Source organism: Rheinheimera sp. (assembly GCF_036568245.1).
Taxonomy (GTDB): domain Bacteria; phylum Pseudomonadota; class Gammaproteobacteria; order Enterobacterales; family Alteromonadaceae; genus Alishewanella.
The window spans coordinates 1-19,707 of the sequence record NZ_DATCSY010000263.1 but is presented as its reverse complement, the minus strand read 5'-3'; the positions used below and the strand labels follow the sequence as shown (position 1 = coordinate 19,707).

General features: G+C 45.2%; 16 protein-coding genes and 1 pseudogene. 10 read left to right on the top strand and 7 right to left on the bottom strand.

Annotated elements, in window-relative coordinates; translation table 11 throughout:
• From VIN66_RS11995 to VIN66_RS11985, 3 genes are all read right to left on the bottom strand, one after another.
• On the bottom strand, nt 1-794 hold a 794-nt coding region (locus tag VIN66_RS11995), incomplete at its 3' end, for a site-specific integrase (protein ID WP_331924196.1).
• 162 nt (nt 795-956) lie between these two features.
• On the bottom strand, nt 957-2,021 hold the full coding sequence (locus VIN66_RS11990; protein WP_331924195.1) for a hypothetical protein: 1,065 nt from the start codon (nt 2,019-2,021) through the stop codon (nt 957-959).
• A complete protein-coding gene (locus VIN66_RS11985; protein WP_331924194.1) occupies nt 2,018-2,734 on the bottom strand; it encodes a hypothetical protein in 717 nt (238 codons plus the stop codon). Before VIN66_RS11985 ends, VIN66_RS11990 begins: the two co-directional genes overlap by 4 nt.
• A 912-nt stretch (nt 2,735-3,646) precedes the next feature.
• Between VIN66_RS11985 and VIN66_RS11980 the strand changes: the two genes are divergently transcribed.
• Complete coding sequence (locus VIN66_RS11980; RefSeq protein WP_331924193.1) at nt 3,647-4,021, top strand: hypothetical protein; 375 nt, start codon at nt 3,647-3,649, stop codon at nt 4,019-4,021.
• 65 nt (nt 4,022-4,086) lie between these two features.
• On the opposite strand, the gene VIN66_RS11975 is transcribed toward VIN66_RS11980, so the two are convergent.
• Nucleotides 4,087-4,608, bottom strand: coding sequence for an SOS response-associated peptidase family protein (locus VIN66_RS11975; protein ID WP_331924192.1), 522 nt, complete (start codon nt 4,606-4,608; stop codon nt 4,087-4,089).
• 457 nt (nt 4,609-5,065) lie between these two features.
• On the opposite strand from VIN66_RS11975, the gene VIN66_RS11970 reads away from it, so the two are divergent.
• From VIN66_RS11970 to VIN66_RS11955, 4 genes are all read left to right on the top strand, one after another.
• Nucleotides 5,066-5,506, top strand: a complete 441-nt coding sequence (locus VIN66_RS11970) for a hypothetical protein (protein ID WP_134059648.1) — start codon at nt 5,066-5,068, stop codon at nt 5,504-5,506.
• Between the two features lie 19 nt (nt 5,507-5,525).
• Nucleotides 5,526-6,293 (top strand): hypothetical protein, encoded by a 768-nt coding sequence (locus VIN66_RS11965; protein ID WP_226767336.1) that lies wholly within the window; start codon nt 5,526-5,528, stop codon nt 6,291-6,293.
• Nucleotides 6,294-6,575: 282 nt separating this feature from the next.
• Nucleotides 6,576-6,785, top strand: a complete 210-nt coding sequence (locus tag VIN66_RS11960; RefSeq protein ID WP_134059653.1) for a helix-turn-helix domain-containing protein — start codon at nt 6,576-6,578, stop codon at nt 6,783-6,785.
• Between the two features lie 186 nt (nt 6,786-6,971).
• Complete coding sequence (locus tag VIN66_RS11955) at nt 6,972-8,069, top strand: glycosyltransferase family protein (RefSeq protein WP_134059656.1); 1,098 nt, start codon at nt 6,972-6,974, stop codon at nt 8,067-8,069.
• Between the two features lie 451 nt (nt 8,070-8,520).
• Here VIN66_RS11955 and VIN66_RS11950 read toward each other — a convergent pair whose 3' ends face one another.
• A complete protein-coding gene (locus VIN66_RS11950) occupies nt 8,521-9,225 on the bottom strand; it encodes a UTRA domain-containing protein (protein ID WP_008224191.1) in 705 nt (234 codons plus the stop codon).
• A gap of 369 nt (nt 9,226-9,594) precedes the next feature.
• On the opposite strand from VIN66_RS11950, the gene VIN66_RS11945 reads away from it, so the two are divergent.
• The 3 genes from VIN66_RS11945 (at nt 9,595) to VIN66_RS11935 (ending at nt 15,033) form a co-directional block, all read left to right on the top strand.
• Nucleotides 9,595-12,270, top strand: coding sequence for a TonB-dependent receptor (locus tag VIN66_RS11945; protein WP_226767338.1), 2,676 nt, complete (start codon nt 9,595-9,597; stop codon nt 12,268-12,270).
• 160 nt (nt 12,271-12,430) lie between these two features.
• A complete protein-coding gene (locus tag VIN66_RS11940; protein WP_008224194.1) occupies nt 12,431-13,189 on the top strand; it encodes a PepSY domain-containing protein in 759 nt (252 codons plus the stop codon).
• Complete coding sequence (locus VIN66_RS11935) at nt 13,186-15,033, top strand: 2Fe-2S iron-sulfur cluster-binding protein (RefSeq protein ID WP_226767339.1); 1,848 nt, start codon at nt 13,186-13,188, stop codon at nt 15,031-15,033. The genes VIN66_RS11940 and VIN66_RS11935 overlap by 4 nt, the downstream gene beginning before the upstream one ends.
• Before the next feature lie 54 nt (nt 15,034-15,087).
• On the opposite strand, the gene VIN66_RS11930 is transcribed toward VIN66_RS11935, so the two are convergent.
• On the bottom strand, nt 15,088-16,482 hold the full coding sequence (locus VIN66_RS11930; RefSeq protein ID WP_331924191.1) for a heavy metal sensor histidine kinase: 1,395 nt from the start codon (nt 16,480-16,482) through the stop codon (nt 15,088-15,090).
• On the bottom strand, nt 16,475-17,161 hold the full coding sequence (locus VIN66_RS11925) for a heavy metal response regulator transcription factor (protein ID WP_026349545.1): 687 nt from the start codon (nt 17,159-17,161) through the stop codon (nt 16,475-16,477). Before VIN66_RS11925 ends, VIN66_RS11930 begins: the two co-directional genes overlap by 8 nt.
• Nucleotides 17,162-17,327: 166 nt before the next feature.
• Between VIN66_RS11925 and VIN66_RS11920 the strand changes: the two genes are divergently transcribed.
• On the top strand, nt 17,328-19,151 hold the full coding sequence (locus tag VIN66_RS11920) for a copper resistance system multicopper oxidase (protein WP_331924190.1): 1,824 nt from the start codon (nt 17,328-17,330) through the stop codon (nt 19,149-19,151).
• A pseudogene (locus VIN66_RS11915) lies at nt 19,148-19,707 on the top strand (copper resistance protein CopB); the annotation flags it as partial. The gene VIN66_RS11920 and the pseudogene VIN66_RS11915, both read left to right, overlap by 4 nt.

The following is a 19,707-nucleotide window of genomic DNA, read 5'->3' as shown; positions in this document are numbered from 1 at the left end:
CGCACGGTATTTAAATCGACATTCTGCTCAAGCAATCGGGTAATAAAGGTACGGCGCAAATCATGTGGTGAGGCATTTTCAACACCGATATGCTGCAGCTTGGTTTTAACCAATCTCAGCACCAGCCACACACTTAATGCCGTAGTCAGTTTCACTTTGCCGCTGGCCAGCACCGGACAAAACAGATAGCCGGGCTGCCTTGAGCGCAGCGTTAACCAGTTCTTTAAGTGGTTAAGGCTCCAATCAGGTAAGAACACCGTGCGAGATTTATTGCCCTTACCGTTACGCACCAGCAACGTCTGTTTATTTGCATCGAAGTCTTTAAGCTCAAGCGCTACCAGCTCGCTGCGGCGCAGACCCGTGCCAAGCAGCACAGCAAACATCGCAGTATTGCGTATGCCAGTTTCAGTTCTTGAACGCTCCAATAACGCAAATAGAGCTTGAACCTGCTTTGGTGTTAGTGCTGTGCCGGGGTATTCGGCATGTTTTAACTGACTCAGGCTACTTAGCTGACTTAACTGCTCGCTATCCGCCAGTTTCATCATGACAGCGATTTTGACGATATTACGAATAGCTACTTGTGCGCGATTAATTGAGCGCGCTGCCCAACCAGCATGCTGTAACATGACACGTATTTGCAGCATGTCTTGATAGTTAACACGATTAAACCGGTTAACATCATCAACCGGCCAATCCATGATTTTAGCGACACTGCGAAGCTGTGACGCAATAGACTTTTTGCTATTAGCCGACAGCCTGCTCAGGTAAAGCGAATACGGCGAAGCTGTACTCATAGAGCACCTCGTTAGATAGTGATAATCAGATTGAAATAGGGTGAGAAAGGGAGCGCAAGAGATAGCGCTACACTATGGTAGCGCTGGTGTTGGTGGAATTGCGAGCGGTATTTATGACACGGTAAACAGTAGAAAAGCGGCACAACTTCACAGTTGTGTGGGTTAGCTACAAATAAAGTTATCTACACGTTTAACAGAATTTCCGAGCATATGGGCAAAACGCTTGTCACATTTTTTAGCAGTTTTGCAGTTCTTCGATGTTACATCTGAGAAATCAATTTTAAGATAAAGCCCCTTCGTTTTGCGTAACTCATCTTGAAGCGCTTGAACAAGCGCGCCTTGCTCTACAATTTGGTACTTGTAGTTCTTAGTGCTTTTCTGCAGTTGTTCCCGTTGCGCGGGTCCTAGCGCATTCAAGGTTGAAGCATAGCCACAAAGAGCGAAGTGATTTTTCAGGATCTGAGGCATATCTGTTACTTCAAGAAAGCGCGGGTCTAGAATCTCAATCCGGTCAAAATATTTTTTAAAATCAAACTCGGTTAATACTTTGTTTAGGGTGATATTAGGATTAACTCGCAGTTCAGCGCGGGTTTTAGCGTCACCGTTACGCTTTTGGCGACGTGCGCCATTTTTGCCTTTTGTGACGGCCTTAGCTTCAAGATCATAAATGCATACTTTTAACAGGCGATTGTCTGGACCATGCGTAATCGACTCAATTTTCCCATCCTTGGATATGAACATCATGACCTTACCAAGGCGAATAACTTTGAAATAAAGTTCATCAATGCGTTTATTAAGATCGAGAGCAACATCTATCCGCGTGACCTTTATGGAATCAGTCTCCAAGCAATCAAAATCATTACCGGTTAACTGTAGCAACCACTTTTGGGCGTAATAATAGTCTGTACGTGTCAGTGGATAGCCGCTTATTTCGACACGAATACGTTGCCGTTGTTTATCAGAGCTACAGATTTGTAAGAACATCTTGGGTTTACCGTCGTTATTCGACGGAGTTCGATAATCAAGAGGCTCACTCAGTGGGAGGATAAATGAGTATCCGTAACCACTCATTTTTTTGCAAAAAAAGTTACGTGGTATGTCCTGGCGAGCGCAGAAATCTGCGATTAGTTCTTCCGTATATTGCCGCAAAAATACACGTGAGCTATTTGGATAGAGCATGAAAGTTATTTTGTCTACTGATGCGCGGACAGCGATGGGGAGAGTCATAAACCCTCCTTACTTAACACTTCATTCTCACTGGCCTGGATTAACTTGATAAGCTCAGAGAGCTGTTCAGGCTGTAACTTGGTTTGGATGGCAGTCGCCAACAAAGTAAGAGGCTTATCTACCTTGTCTAGCAAACCTTCGAAAAACTTATCAGCTTGTTTCTCGATAATCTTGCGCCAGTTGGTGTCTTCAGTTTTTGGGGAGACACGTTTATATGGATAAAGCTTAGTAATCGCGGCTTGAACACTTTTGATTGTTACTTTAACTTTATCCTTAGTGGCATTCTGCTTCTTCATAAGCAGATTAAACACGGCTTTACGCTGCTCTACGCTTAAATCTTTCATTGCGCGCATAGCATTGACGGGGTATTTTTCTATTAGCTTGATGCCGTCAATAGAGAAAGCGACGCGAGCTGCAACAAGGTGGTGGTGAAGCCCCTTGTATTTACCATCAAAGTTTTTTTCAATTAACTCCTTCATATTCTTGCAATTCATGACTTCATAGCTATTAGAAATTTCAATAGCTAGCAGGTTATGCATCACTTTATTACATATCCCTTTAGAGTGAGCAATTATCTGGATTACTTCCGCTTTCGAAAAGGGTTGCGCCTTGTCTCCTAAGCTCAGTGCGTTTTCAACCAATACAGGTACAGCTTTAAGTTCGTTGTGAACTTTATCTGGTTTAGCCGTCTGTTTTATTGTTTCTTTGGCCATTCGATATTCCTCAATCAATTAAATAACCAGCCCTTCGAGGGGCGAAAATTTACAGTTAGAATTTTTATGAAACAGGAAAAATAGCGATGCGGAAAAACAGTGCAGTAACCCTGGGGTTAAAACCGGTGGCACTATTTAACAGCTAAAACAGGAGGTAAATGGCTTAGGCCATTATAAATTTGTACCGTTGTAGACGGTAACTAAAGGAGAGCGCACTTGGCGTATGTTTGAGATCGTTCTGATCTACTATAGAGAAGTTGCTGTCTAAAATTTTAGACTCTGAGTTTAAATTAAAATTACGCTATACCTACCACCTTGAAGTTTACTCTTACTAAATTACTAAACCGATATTGACATGTCGCTAGGCTAGTACCATATACTCAAACCATGTCGCCACTGTTACTATTAAGCATACATATTGGTTCAGGCTTGTCAATAGTGGTTAAAATTTTTTCGGTTTTACCAATTAAGGGGACTTAAAAAGGAGGCATTACTGGTTTATATTTACTACGATTAAATCATTACTATTAATAGTTATTTTCTATTACTTAATTATCTGTATATCTATTTAATAAATGTATGTTATTGTAACTGTATATATGTAATAACTGTATGTATATGGCTATGTTACTAGTATACTAATTAGATAATAGATACAACTTACTAAGTACTAAATATACTCACTACACTAATTAGAGCTAGTGTTTTTGAGTCAATATTCCTTTTGTTTTGTTGTTTTTATCGTCCCGATACATCTATTTTGCTGTCGCTCCGATGAAAATTCCAGAACCGTCGTCCCGATAAATTTCTATGTTTATCGCCCCGATGAAACTTTAGATGCATCGCTCCGATGCAGATTATTCCGCTAATTTTATTTCTTTTAATAATCTAAAATTTTAGACAGGTGATTATATGGTGAAAAAACTCACTTTGAGAGACTGGAAAAACTTTCGGGAAAAATTTGAAATCATTGTTATTTCTTATGATGACGCAAAACTTAATAAAAAATGGAAAGCACTAACAAATTGTTTTTGTGATTTGAAGTGTAAGGATTTGCGAGGTAGCGCTTTAAAAAAACTTAACGAATTCTTTCATGTGTTGCCTGGGGGGATTCGTGAGGAGTTTTTAAATGTGCGACGACAACATAAGTACGAGGCAACTCGAAAGAAAATTCGTTTACTGAAAGAAACAATAGCTTCGCTTGAAAGCATTATGAAAGACCAAGAACTGAAAAACTACAATGCAGCGGTTAGTCACTTACTGGCGAACTATGGCGGCGTAAAATAAAGCTATTAATCTGCTTAGAATGAGCGACGTAACCGTCGCTCATTCGCCTAATAGCTCTATGAAATTCAGTATGAGCTTGCATCCACACTAATCAAATGTGATTCATTTACCAAGTTGTAGGTACTCGGTTTATCTATCTGCGTAGCCATAAGGTCATAAGCTATATGAGGCTGTAAAAGAGGTTGGAATTCGCTCGGGTCTGTAATGCTTTCATCCAACCAGCGGCCAACCAATGCCATTTCTAAAGGCAGTAATAGTGGTGATGCCTTGCTATGAATATGCACAAGCTTAGGGTGTGGCGGCAAGGTTATTACTGAGCAAGACAGTGCAGTTTCGCTGGTATCTTTGTTAATCCATTCCCGGCACAGGCCACCGAGTAATATCGCACCACTTTTAGCAACAAGGTCATGGTAATGCAGTGGCTTGTTGTTCACATACTCCATTTCGCCAAAGCCCGTAGCTGGAATAACACACCGGCTATGGCGGTATGCTTGGTAACCAGTCGAGCCTTTAACATTCAGCTTGTCATAACGGGGGGTTAAATGAAGTGTACTTTGAAGGCTTAAAGCCGGTAATAGACGGTTCAAGTAACAGCCACCAGGTAGGATTGTCAATTCTACGGACGTCACCTTTTTGCCTGATGATACTGACCTGATTTGTAACCCTGATAAACCTGCTGAATAGCTGGCGCTCTGGGAAAAGCCGGATCTGCAGCCCTTCACACAGTTCTCTAACGCCGGTATCGTCAATTACGTTAAGTCTACCGCACATAATCTGATTTCTAGTTGCTGTTACCTGTAACAGAATGGGCTAGAGAGGCATTGAAGCAAAGAAAATCGGTGGGACTGGTTCGTGTCAAAATCGAATGGAAAGTGCCTTGTGTATTCGCGGTTATTCATAAACAGTTTTCCCATAAAGTCACTAAAAGGTAATTGCAAAGTAAATTATAGATTATAAATGTGGTTAAAAAGGTTGACGGTACCTATTTTAGGACTTACCTTTTAAAGGTCCAATCGGACTTTGAACGTATATCAAGGAATAAAGATGAAATTTATCAGAATGTTATTTCCCTCGGCTTTATTTGCGCTTTTTTTCACTACAGCCGCTACAGCTGCCACAGGTTTTTGGGAAAAAAAGGAAACAAACTATACTATATACTTCGATGGAAGTTTTACTCAGAGCTTATTTTATGACCTGCAAACCCCACGTTTGGGTACTCAGATCACTAATGTTGAATGGGAATGGTTTGACTTTGAGAATAATTTTGATACTCAAACAGTTGACCTATGTTATCGCAAGCCGAACACATCGAGCGATTTCACTTGCTTAGATATTTCAAGCAATCCTGTCGGTTCAACTGGACACTTCAATGGGTTCGATGCCAGAGGTACCATGGTGTTACGGTATACTCTCACAGGTGGCACATATTTTGCTCACTGGGACAATAATGTCTTGAACACCATAAGAGTCACCTACGACTATTAAAGATCACTGAGGGGAAGGGATGTTAGTTAACAATGATAAGATGAATTTCGAGGCGGGAAAAACGAAAGCCCAAGATCCTCTGAGCAGATCTTCATCAAATAACAGCAAAATAGATGACTCCAAAATCTCTAATGTTGGGTTAAGTCAGCAGGGACAAAATCTGAATTATTTATACCAGCTGTCTCTAAGTACTGCTCAGCAAAATCCTTCCCCTGTTTATATTGGAGCCGAAAAGCGTATTGAAATACTTGGAAATTCAGTAAATGAAATTGCCAGACAATCAGGTTACGAGTATACCCCAGAGCAAATAAAAAGAGTGGTAGAAGACGTTGCTAAAGGCGTGAATATCACGGAAACACAACCGGGTGATGTGAACGCAAGCAGTGGCTCAGTATATTCGTTCCTCAACAGTGCTGATAAAGCAAAGTTAGCTGATGCTTATCAGCATGCTTTGGATAATAATACCAGTTTGGATGATGTGCGTTTTGCTGCATTCAGCCTGGCTAGATCAAGATTCATTGAGGCTAAAATCAACTCAGGAACAACTTGGGCTGTATATGATCCGAACGAAAATGTGAGCAATATAAAATCTGAAGATGTTGAGGAACTTGAAACGGAAAAATTAACAATTGAAACCGGTTCTGAATATGTCAAATCGTTACTAGAGCAATTCAAAGAAGGCAAACTATTTACGTCTAACCCTTATCTAAGGACTTCATTATTCCAAGACGTATCGTCTTCACTGCTTATGCATAGGCTTCCATCATTTCTTCAAGAGAAGATATGATTTGTAGACTCTGGTTTGATTAATTAGTGTCCACCAATCTCTTTAAACTTAGAGTAAGCCTGAATTTATGGTTTAGGGGTAACTAGTAAACCTCTACTGCCGGTGCAGTGCTTAAAGGGAATGGTTAGGATTTAGGTATTAATCGCGATTCAGAGAATCGTTAAATACAGTTCCCCAATTAGAAAACACAAATCAACTATCCAAGATTGTTGTGAGGACTATAATCCGTGGCGAATGAGTCCTTAAATTCTCATAGTGCACTTCTACTTATGAGGAAGTGTAATGAGCACCATTTCGGTCAAATTCGGACTCAATCTGAGAAAGCAGCGTAAGGCAATTGGCTTGAGCCAGGACAATCTCGCTTTAACCGCTGAAGTTGACCGAAGCTATATCGGTAGAATAGAGCGGGGTGAAGCAAATGTCACTCTAGAAATGCTGTACAAGCTGGCTTCAGTTCTCAACTGTCATCCCAGAGATCTTCTACCCGAGTAAAAGAAAATCCTTCTGCTATCACTGCATACTCTGTATGCCTATGAGTAACAACGTTCTTCAAATAGTACCCATAACTTAAAAAATTGCCTTCCAACTATTAGCCAATTACACTCAAAAATGAGGATTATAATCCTCAATTTGGCGTCGTATTTCTACGACATAATTGCTTGATAGGAACCAGATGGCATGTCCAAAAATGTATTATTGTTTTCCGGCAGTTTTCAGTATGGTGTAGTAGACGACTTCATAAACGGTATCAAACGGGCATTTGAGCTGATTGGATATCGGGTATATGAGGTTAGCTTAAAAGATAAAAGCTCTGATGACGAACTGCTCAGCCAGCTATCACTTATTGATACAACTCAGTTAAAACTCGTACTGTCGGTCAACGCCTTGGCCGTTGAGCTGACAAACAAATTGCCGCAGCTCGCGACGGTCCCTTTTTACACTTACCTAGTTGACCATCCAATCCACTTGTTACCGCGATTTTATGGCACCAAAGCAAAGCTTCTCTGTGTAGACAAAGAGCATGTCACTTTCCTATCACAACTTGGTATTCAAGCTCAGTTCTGGCCGCATGCAGTGTGCGATACTGAACTATCAGCTGAATATGTCCCTTTTAGTCAGAAGAAAGGCATTCTTTTTCCAGCCTCATTTACAGATGAAAGCACACACTTTGCTGAAATCAATAAAGTCGCTCCGAATATCGCAGCGAAGTTAACTGACGCTAATGTTCGCAGCATTTCAGATGTGTTGAGAATGCTCGGATTTATGCAGTCTGGAATATCGCCAAGCGTTCAGATTAATGATCAGATTGTGACTTTTCTTCGGCGATGTGATTTATATCTACGAGGACGTGATAGAAACAAGCTGATAAAAGATTGCGACCACGCAGGAGTCGCACTAACCATTGTCGGTAGTAACTGGGATAAGACGCATCAGTACGGCTCCCATTGCTACTTGCCGGCAGTTCCATTTACTGAGTTAAAAAACCTGATTTCAAAAAGTCTGTTTGTTCTTCACCACTCACCGGGTTTTGAGCAAGGCCAGCATGAGAGAGTTGTATATCCATTAGCAAGGGGCACCGGTGTATTAAGTAATAAAACACCATACTTACTTGAGTTATACGGAAGTGATAATGGCGTAACGTTTTACGATAGTGTGGCTGAGCTGAGACAAATTTCAGCATCAGTGTCGGAAGGGCATTACAGCAGTTGGATAAATAATGCCAATAGCATCATAGAGCGCAATGAAACGTGGCGTTCCAGAATAGCTATGTTGTAGTAACGCTTTAACTCGGAACCCGAACTTTGTCTATTAGGGTTCCTAAGCTTTTCAGTGCTTCGGTATAGCAAGAATGTGATTCGCCCACCTGATACCATTGATTACAGCGATACCCAGGTAACATCAAAACAATTCCCTTCTTGCTATTGTCAGCGAGAAGTTTTACAAGTGACAACAAATCCAGTCCAATACCATTCCTGCAGAATTTGCACTGCTTTCTGCCTAGTTACGGAATGATTATCCGCAGTCAATGTCTTTTTATGCGAAATATCTTCAGCGACAAGGTTGTAGTAATGCAAGAGGCTTATTGTTCACATACTTTCCTCAAAGCTCTTAGCTGGAACTACACATCTGCTATGGCAAAGTGCCTAGTAACCGTCAGAGCCAGTAATATTTAGACTGTATTATTGAATATTAAACGAAGTGTACGTGAATTACACCATGGGCAAAATCAAGCATTGATATCCAGGTGGCTTGTGAGTTTAAACCGGTTGGCAGGGTGATACAGAACTGCATAACAGATCGGTTGGCCGTGAGAATGTGTAATCCGGGTGACTTTCAGGCACGGTACTCCATCGTCCACTTGAAGGTTGTGCTTTAGTATTTTCGTAGGCATCACCGCTTCTACCGTTATTTCAGCTTCAGTGACTGGTGCTATTGAGTTTAGATACTCACTGGCAGTTATCTTGCTAAAATCCTGCTGCAAAAACAACGGCACCCGTTCAGCATTTACATAACGTTCTTCCAACTGAATAGGTTGCTCATTCTCTGAGTGCACGATGATAATTTTATAAACCGTTCTGCTATTAAGTGACAGCGTAAATGCGATGGCGTCGTTGGGGATTAGCGTCAGCTTGCTTAACACGGTCATCTTATGCACATGACCACGGGAGCGAATTTCGTCTGCGATATTGCGGATTTCCAATAACGAACTTTGCGCGGCAGGTTCCTTTACAAATGTACCTACACTGGCAACGCGCTCAAGTACGCCACTGTTGACCAGCTCTTCGACGGCTTTTCGCGCGGTCATCCTACTGGCCGAAAAGTGGTTGGCCAATTCGGTTTCCGACGGGATCTGGCTGCCAGCTTTCCATAAACTGGCACTTATCTTCTTTTTAATCTCATTAGAAATGAGGCGGTACTTTGGCAGCTTCATGCAATGTCCATATTACCTATTAACAATAAGTTTGAAGTGGATATACAGCTATACCATTACACCTCAATGCGTGAACGGTAATTTTATACTGGGTTGCACTTCCGCCAACAGATTTTCCACGTTTGATCGGTGCTAAATGGGCGTTTCGCACAAGTTACATGTCAGCAACACTGTGCCAGTATATACCACGCGGCTACGCTGTCAATTTTTAATCAACTCAATCGGTATTCACCAAGGCAATCTTAGAAAATTAATTTCAAAACTGCTGTTGTATATACCGGTATGCTGTTGTATAACAATTGAGCAAGCAGCGACTTTATAATAAATTCCGGCTTCAGCTGGTACAAATGCTACTCAGGAGAACATTCAATGACAGCAATAAATATGACGCCTAGTCGTGTATATACCGCGATGTTGATGGCCGGTGCGGTGGCGGTTTCCACGCAAGCGAAGGCGCAAGACAGTGAGCCAGTTGAACGTATTCAAATTACCGGCTCAAAAATTAAACGTACCGATATTGAAACAGCTAGTCCAGTATCGGTTATATCCTCAGCTGATATCAGTGCATCAGGTATTACTAATGTAGAAAACCTGCTGCAGGAAATGTCTTTTTCAGCTGGTGTGGCTGGTAACGCTACCAACGCTTACTGGACCAGTGGTGGTTATGGTACCGCGCAGGTCAATTTACGTGGCCTGGGTATAAAGCGTACTCTGGTATTGTTAAATGGCCGTCGCGTCGTCGGCGGAGGTACTGGTGCCAATAGTTCGGTCGATTTGAATATGATCCCGACATCAATGATTGAGCGAATTGAAGTTTTAAAAGACGGCGCATCGGCTGTATATGGTGCCGATGCGGTGGCCGGTGTGGTGAATATAATCACCAAAAAAGAGTTCAGCGGCGCTGAGCTAAACGTGAAGGCTGGTATGTCGGATAAGGGCGATGCTGAAAATCAGGATTTGAGCCTGACACTGGGCGGCGAATTTGACAAGGGTAATGTGGTTGTAAATTTGAGTTACAACAACACGTCTGCGGTGCGTCAATCTGATCGTATTGCATGCTCAAAGTACGGTACAGAAGATGGCACTTTTGAGTGTTTTGGCAGCACCACCAGCGAAGGTGGTCGTGCGTTATTGGCTGACGGAACTCAGGTTCAGTTTAACTTGGATCCAGATACCGCCACGAACGGTAACAACTATGGCCCTTATAACAGTGCAATACACAGTTTTAACTCCATTCCTTATCTCAATGCTGTCAGCCCAATGGAGCGGATAAATATATCCAGCTTTGCTAACTACAACATTAATGACTCGGTGCAGCTGTTTGTAGAAGCAAGTTACGCTAACCGGCAGGGGGAGCAAATCGTTACACCGAGGAATGGTTTCGCTGGTATCAAAGTCGATGCCGATTTTCAATACAACCCTACCGGTCAGGATCTAGAGTTTTTACGTCGGCGTAATACCGAACTGGGCGCGCCTTATTTTTTCCAGGAAACTAATACTGTTCGGGTTGTAACGGGGCTAACCGGTGTATTAAGCAATGGCTGGGAGTGGGACTTATCTTATAACTATGGCCGCAATACTGGTACTGATGGCTGGACCTTTGATATTGACCCAGACCGAGCTGCACAAACTTTAGATGATAGCATTTGCACCTATGACAACAGCAATGGTATTCCTTGTGGTGACTGGTTCGGGAAAAACGAGCTGACGCAAGACGTTATTGATTACGTAAAATACCGCCGTGAAGGAACCGGTGGCAATGAAATGCGTGTCTGGTCTGCAAATATGAATGGTTATTTATATGAGCTACCAGCAGGCGGTCTAGGTTTTGCTATCGGTGCTGAAAGTCGAACAGAAAAAGGATGGCGAGATCCCGATTCCACGGTACTGCGTAACGGATTAGAGGATCCCATCAGCGGAAGTTATGATGTCAATGAAATTTTTGGTGAGTTATCCGTCCCTCTGCTGGCCAATGAGTTTTTGGTTAAACAGTTATCAGTTGAACTAGCTGCACGATACTCCGATTACAACACAGCAGGCGCGGAAACGACTTACAAAATGGGTTTAACATGGAGTGTGAACGACAGCCTGATGCTGCGTGCTGTGCGTTCAACAGCGTTTCGTGCACCAGTGATTACTGAGCTCTTCGGCGGTACCAATGGCGAAAACCTACGCACGATAGACCCTTGTGAAAATGCTACCGGCGCGATAGCTACAAACTGCCAGGCGGCAGGTGTACCCGCAGATTTTGTACAGGACGGCACGACAATTCTGACCAGTGTTGGCGGCAACCCCAAACTGGAACCGGAAACGGCTGACACTACCACAGTAGGTATCGTGTGGCAGCCTGAATTCCTTGAAGGTTTTTCTGCGACGATAGATTACTTCGATATTAGAATTGACGAAGCTATTACATCTGTTAATGGTTCCGATATGCTGCGGTTATGCTATGAAGACCCTATCGGTAACGCGAAGTTCTGCGATACCTTTACCCGGCATCCGGTAACTCACCAGGTTAATGAGTTGAATCAGCGCCCGGTGAATGCTGCGGTAGAAACTGTCAGCGGTGTTGACCTTAACACGGTATACAAATTTAACCTTTTTGGTTTGAGCAGCCGAGCGACTTTAGACATCACCCGTTTGCTAAAACATGAAAGCACTCCATTCCAAGGCCAACCTACTATCGACAAAGTAGGTTTTATTACTGAGGACCAAGGAAGTTACACTGAATGGCGTAGTAATTTTAGCTACAGCGTGATGACAGATGACTGGTCAGCAAGCTATTCCTTGCGTTATATCGGCAGTGCAGATGATGTCAATGGTACTGATTCCGACCCACTTGGTAAATCTGTCGGTTCAGTTACCTATTCCGATATATCAGCTTCATGGTACTACAGTGATGCGTTAACATTTAGCCTGGGTGTCGACAACATTTTCGACAAAAAAGCACCGTATCTGACGTCATGGAACGATGCCAACACTGACGTTATGACATATGATCTTTTAGGACGCCGCGGCTTCATCCGCGCCACCTACCAGTTCTAAGTCATTGTTAACCGGTAGCACCTGAGTGGAATGCTTGTATACCATTCCACTCAGGTGCTTACTTTATTCAATAGTAAAAATCAATGAGTTGAACGGAACGAATGGTTTCATGTGCAGTTACTAAGCTGCTGTGTGAACCAGCCGCACTAGAGGGCTGATAATGAATAAATCAATGCGGCTGCTGAAAATCAGCAGAAAATACCATAAATGGCTGATGGCGTTTATTGGCCTGCAGTTTATGGTTTGGTCGGTAACCGGGGCCTATATGGTGTTTTTGGATATTGATTATATCCATGGCGATACTTTGGTTAATAATGAACAGGATAAAATCGATCCACAGCAGGTTACCTACTCACTGCAAAGTTTGTTACAACACTATCCGCAGGCAAAAGCCATTTCCTTGGGGCGTTATCTGGATAAGGTTGTATATCGTTTTACACTGGAAGAACAAAAGTTAGCCATTGATGCCAGTAGCGGCGCTGTAATGCCGCCGTTAGACCAGGCTCAGGCAGAAAAAGCTGCCCGCTTCTATTATAGCGGTGCAGGCACAGTCGAAAGTGCTGAGTTGATAAGTGAAAACGCCCCGTTTGAGCTCAATCCTGCGGTCATGCCAGCTTGGAGGGTAAATTTCACGGACTTCGGCGCCCCGGCAATTTATGTGTCTGCTGAGACGGGATTATTGGTTGGTAAACGGCATAGTTTCTGGCGCCTGTTTGACTGGATGTTCCGCTTTCATGTGATGGATTATGACGATGGTGCAGATATTGATAACAGCCTGTTGTTCTGGTTCACCATGTTAGGCATTTTAGCCTCGGTACTGGGACTAGTGCTGGCCTATTTCCGCGTGTTTCGCAAAGCAGATGAAGCATTACTTGCTCCTGATAGCAATGACAGTCACGTAGCAGGAGTAGCACGATGAATTTGGTCAGAAAAATCCATAAATGGGCCTCCGTTATCGTCGGTGTTCAGTTTCTTATCTGGCTGGGTAGTGGCATGTACTTCAACTTTATGGATCATACCAAAGCGGCAGGACACACTTACAAAGTGCATCAGCATCCGTCGCTGGCCTGGAATACGCTGGCGTTGCAGGAGCCAGCCGACGTGCTACGGCAATATGCACCCAGCACCACGCTGTCGTTAATTGAGTTAGCGCAAAAACCCTATTATTTGCTTAACCATCAGCGCGGTTTGTACGCTAACTTTGTCAACAAACACAGTTTGGTCGATGCGCGGACAGGTTTGCCAGTGACGCTCGATGTTGATTTTGCCAGACAGTTGGCCAGTGCATCATATAACGGGCCGGGAGAAATTGTCTCTGCAACATTGCTGCAGCCACCGATTGCCGATTTGCTCAAACAAAAGAATCCAGTGTGGCAGGTTAACTTTGCCGATGAAATTAACACCAGCGTTTATGTTGAAGCCGACTCAGGCCGTATTGCCGGTCACAGTGATGATGATAAACGCCTGGCCGACTTTTTCCTGAAACTGCATTTTATGGATTATGCCAATGAAGGCAGTTTTAACAGCGCGCTAATGATGGTGTTTGCCTTTATTGCCCTATGGCTTAGCGGTACAGGTCTAGTCTGGACCATAGATCTGGCTCTACGCGGCCAGTATAAAATTAAGCTGTTTGCTCGCAAAACCACCGTTAAGTTATTTGACCGTAACCAAAAAAGTCTGGGACAGGTGGCTTTTTCCAATCATAAAAATTTATTAGATGGTTTGGTTGAGCACAATATTATCTTGCCTTCAACATGTGGCGGTGGCGGTACCTGTGGTCGATGCCGCATTATGATAAATCAAAATGTTAAATCTACCGCCGCGGATCTTCAGCATTTTAGTGGCTTCGAACTAGAACAGGGTTACCGGTTGGCTTGTCAGCACTTCAGTGATGATGTTGAACATATGACATTAATGGACATAACTGATGCGAAGAAGTACCAGTTGGAATTAGTTAGCAGTAAATTTTTAAGCCCTTTTATTAAAGAGTTGCGCTTTACTACTCAATCGAAGATTCCTATGCGATATAAAGCTGGTGCATTTATGCGCTTCTTTATCCCTAAGGCAAGTGGCTGTTCGGTACCCTTGGATGTGCCTGAGTTGCTACAACAGGACTGGCAGCATATTGACCGATTAAACTATCAACACGGTGCCTGTAGCAGGAGCTATTCCTTGGCTGGCATAGATGATACGACAAACGAGTTAGTGTTTGTCATTAAACTACAAAGTGCTAAGAACCCGTCCGTACTACCCGGTATCGGTTCGAACTATCTGGGTAACTTACGCATTGGCGACCGGGTTGAGGCCTTGGGGCCTTTTGAAGAGTTTTACGCTAGCCCCGGTAGCGATAAGACAATGGTACTGGTTGGCGCAGGTTCAGGCATGGCGCCACTTAAAGCGCTGATCGAAGAACAGTTAGCACTGCATCGGAATAATAAAGGTGATAAGCCACCACGCCCGCTGCATTTCTTTTACGGCGCTCGTAACGAAAATGATGTGATTTACGTCGATTACTTTTATGAGTTGGCGAAGCAGTATCCGCATTTTCATTACTACCCGGTGTTGTCACGACCGGACAAAGGCTGGCTGGGTGCGACTGGCTATGCTCAGCACGTGCTGGCGTTAAACTGGCAGAATGTGGTTGAGCAAGGTGAACCTGAGTTTTATTTGTGTGGGCCTAAAGGCTTAATGGATGACACTATTCGGTTACTGCGTGACAAAGGTGTGCCAGAAAGTAATATCGCCTTTGATGAATTTAGCTAGCTAAAACGGAACTGCGTGGGACGATTCCTCGCAGTTTTTATTTTGAAGCTGTGATCAGGCTGTTTTAAGTCTGATCACAAAACGCGTGCTCTCTAAATCTGATTCGACATTAATTTGTCCTTCGTGTGCTTCCACAATGGCTTTGGTAATAGCCAAACCTAAACCCGCCCCCTCGCTATGCCGTTGTCTTGATTGGTCAGCACGATAAAAGCGCTCAAATAAATACGGTAAATGTTCCGGAGGAATAGGCAGTCCAGGATTTTCGACGCTGATAGTGATCGAGTCTGGTGATGCCAGTGCTGTTGTTACTGTAATGTTTTGGCTCTGAGCAGTGTATCTCAATGCGTTTGACAGCAGATTGGTTAAAGCATGCCGCAGTAAGGTGCGATCAGCCTGCACCAAAATTGCCGGACCGGAAAAACTCAACCTAACACCAGACTCTTCAGCAAGGGCTTCAAAAAAGTCAAAAATCGCCTGAATTTCGTCCGCCAGATTTAACGTTTGCTTTTGCAGTGTGAGTAACCCGTTCTGGCTTTTCGCTAACCACAACATATCGCTTATCATTTTATTCAGTCGCTCCAGCTCCTCCAGATTGGAGAACAACAGATTCTGGTACTCGTCGGCGCTGCGCGCGCGCGATAAGCTGACCTGGGTTTGCGTGATCATATTAGTCAGCGGTGTGCGCAGCTCATGCGCGATGTCGGCACTAAAGTGCGACAGCTTGGTAAAACCCTCTTCCAGCCGGTGCAGCATGTGGTTGAACGACTGCACCATATGCCGCAGTTCGGCCGGTACCTTGGCTGGAGATAAGCGAATATCCAGTTTACTGGTTTGAATATCACGCATTTGCGCGCTTAACCCCCGGAGTGGGTTTAGCCCCTGGTGCACTGCAAGCCAGGCCGCCAGTAGGGTAAGTAGGGCGGAGCCAAGTAAAATCAGCCCCAGGCTGCGCTGTAACTGCTGCAAGAAATGTTCATGAAAACTGATATCAATAGCGGCAATCACCTGATACTGTTGATCTGTCGTAGTAAGGCGGCTGAACACGCCGCGATAGGCTTTGCCGTCCAGCTGCCAATTGTGGATGGCTTTGGCATTATAGTCGGTGTTCGCTGGGGTATTGGCTGCCAGCAGGCTTAAGTCAATGTCGGCGTTACGGTAGACTAAGCGGTTCTGGCTATCCATCACCTGATAGTAGACACCGTGATGGCCCGATACCGCTTTTGCCAGTGTCTGTGTCGGCTGTTGCTGGCCGTTCTGCCCGGCTGTCAGCGTGTGCTCAACCGCGTGCAGGATCACGGCTAACTCGTCGGCATCCTGTTCGATAAAGTGATGTTCGACGGAGCTAAGCAGCAATTGCTGCACGAAAAACAGGCAGATCGAAATAGTCAGCGCGACGAAAATGACCACGCGAACGGTGATCGACAGGGGGCGTGTGCCAGCGTTATGCATCAGATTGCTCATCGTCCAGTTTATAGCCCATACCGCGCACGGTATGGATCAGTTTTGCCGCAAAGCCGTCATCAATTTTGCCGCGCAAGCGGCGAATAGCAACGTCAATCACATTGGTGTCGCTGTCAAAATTCATATCCCATACCTGCGAGGCGATTAACGAGCGCGGCAGAACTTCACCACGGCGGCGCATCAGCAGTTCAAGCAAGCTAAATTCCTGATTACTCAGCGCTATTTTGGCACCGCTACGACTAGCTTTACGCTTAGCAATATCCAGTTGTAAATCGGCAACTTGTAATAATTCTGACTGCGGTGCGGCCTGACCACGGCGTAGCAGGGTTCTGACCCTTGCCAGCACCTCTGAGAAAGCAAAGGGTTTGATCAGGTAGTCGTCGGCGCCAAGCTCCAGGCCTTTCACCCTGTCGTCGACGCTGTCGCGGGCCGACAGAAATAGTACCGGCGTATGGTTATGATTTTCTCTTAGCGCCTGAACAATACGTAAGCCGCTGACGTCCGGCAGCATCACATCCAGCATGATTAAATCGAAATCTTCTGTCATCGCCAGATGATGACCGTCCAGGCCATTTCTGACCAGTGACACCTGAAAACCGGCTTCGCTCAGGCCTTGCTTTAAATAGTCACCGGTTTTTTGTTCATCTTCTACAATCAGCAAACGCACCTTGTTCTCCCCAAACATGGATCTGGCATAGCTCTGGCAGTATTAGGCCATAAAGCAGCAAACAGCAACATGACGCTAAGATTACAACTTTGTCATGTTCAGGTCATGCTGCTGACAGTTTCGCACACTACACTGCTTAGCATACAAAATGCATTGGAGGTTCCAGATGACAAAAGCCAAAACCATGATGCCGTTATCTGTTTCACGGCGCCGTTTTGTTCAGGGGCTGGCGGTGGGAGGCGTGTTGGCAGGCTTTCCGCATATTGTCCGGGCGGGGAGCACTTTTAAAGACAATGCTTTTACCGGCTATGCTACTGAGCTAAGCGGCAAGGTGATTGATTTAACCATCGGCGAAGCACTGGTGAATTTTACCGGCATGGTTAGTAAAGCCACCACCATCAACGGCTCGATTCCGGCACCGACGTTACGGTTGCGAGAAGGCGATGACGTGACCATACGGGTAACCAATACCTTATCTGTGCCAAGTTCAATTCACTGGCACGGTATCATTCTGCCGTACCAGATGGACGGCGTACCCGGCATGAGCTTCAGAGGCATTATGCCGGGTGAAACCTTTGTATATCGTTTTACGCTAAAGCAAAGCGGTACTTACTGGTATCACTCGCACAGCGGCTTTCAGGAAATGACCGGCATGTATGGCGCGCTGATCATTGAGCCAAAAGAGCAGGATATTATCCAAGCTGACCGCGAATATGTGGTGCAACTATCTGACTGGACCGATGAAGATCCACACACTGTGTTTCGCAAATTAAAAGTACAAAGTGATTTGTATAATTTTAATCAGCCAACGGTGCAGGACATGCTGAATGATATCTCGGCCAGAGGGCTGGACGCGGCACTGGCGAAACGCCAGATGTGGCAGCAAATGCGGATGAACCCCACCGATTTGGCAGATATCTCCGCGGCCACTTTTACGTATTTAATGAATGGCAGTTCGCCGCTGGCAAACTGGCACGGCTTATTTAAGCGCGGTGAGCGTGTGCGGCTGCGTTTTATCAATGGCTCCAGCAACAGCTTTTTTGATGTGCGTATTCCCGAGCTTAAAATGACTGTGGTGCAGGCTGACGGCCAGAATGTGCACCCGGTAACGGTGGATGAGTTCCGCTTTGGCCCGGGCGAAACCTATGATGTTGTCGTCTCGCCGCAAAATGATGCCTACACCATTTTTGCCCAGAGTATGGACCGCAGTGGCTATGCCCGCGGTACCCTGGCCGTGGCTGAGGGCTTGCATGCGCCTGTGCCGGCGCTGGATCCGGTGGAATGGCTGACGATGGCTGACATGATGGGCAATATGAACCATGGCAATACCGGCGGTCATAGCGGTATGGCTCACGATGCTGCAGATCACAGCAGCATGGATCACAGCAGTATGGATCATAGCCAGCATGGTGCTATGGCTATCGATCACAATAAACATGGCCCTGCGGTGCCTTTTGCCAAAGCCAGCACCACGGTGCGTCATGCCAGCACTGAGTATGGCCCTTCAGTGGATATGAGGGTGGATATGCCCCGAACCAACCTGGACGATCCCGGTATTGGCTTGCGCAAAACCGGGCGGCGCACGCTGACCCTGGCCGATTTACATTCGCTTGATGGCATCGTCGATAAACAAGGGCCTGAAAAAGAGATTGAGCTGCATCTGACCGGCAATATGGAGCGCTACACCTGGTCGTTCGACGGTTTAGAGTTTAGTAAAAGCACGCCGGTGTATATGAAACACAACCAGCGTATCCGGGTGATCTTGCAAAACGACACCATGATGACCCACCCGATGCATTTGCACGGTATGTGGAGTGAGCTGGAAAGTGAAAGTGGTGAGGTACAAGTGCGACGCCATACCATACCGGTGCAACCGGCGCAGCGCATCAGCTTTTTAACCACGCCGCATGATGTTGGACGCTGGGCCTGGCATTGTCATTTATTGTTCCATATGGATGCGGGTATGTTCAGAGAAGTGGTGGTGTCATGAAAACAGCCAATTTAACGCTGACAAAATCGCTGCTGGCACTGGCCTGTACTGTGGCACTCAGTTCTGGCGTGGCAGCGCAGACTGCCAGCGAAAAACCACCGGTTCAGAAACACGGTGACATGGACCATAGCCAGATGGATCACAGCGATATGAACCATAGCAAAATGCACCACGCTGAGCAGGCGGTTGACCATAGCAAGATGAACCATAGTGACATGGATCACAGTCAGATGGACCATAGCAAAATGGACCATAGCCAGATGAACCATAGTGAAATGAACCACACTGAGCAGGCAATGGATCATAGCAGTATGGATCACAGCTCGATGAACCATGCCGATATGCAGATGCAAGGCGGTAAGGCGCCGGCTAATGCCCGCGATCCGCATGCTTACTCCAACGGCTACACCCTGACTGACGGGCCCTATGGCATGGCCGATTCACGCCATTTAAAGCACGGTGTTGAACATCCACAGTGGTCGGTGCTGGGCGATCGGCTGGAATACAATGCCGACAGTGATGCCACCGAACTGGAGCTGCAAGCCTGGTACGGCAC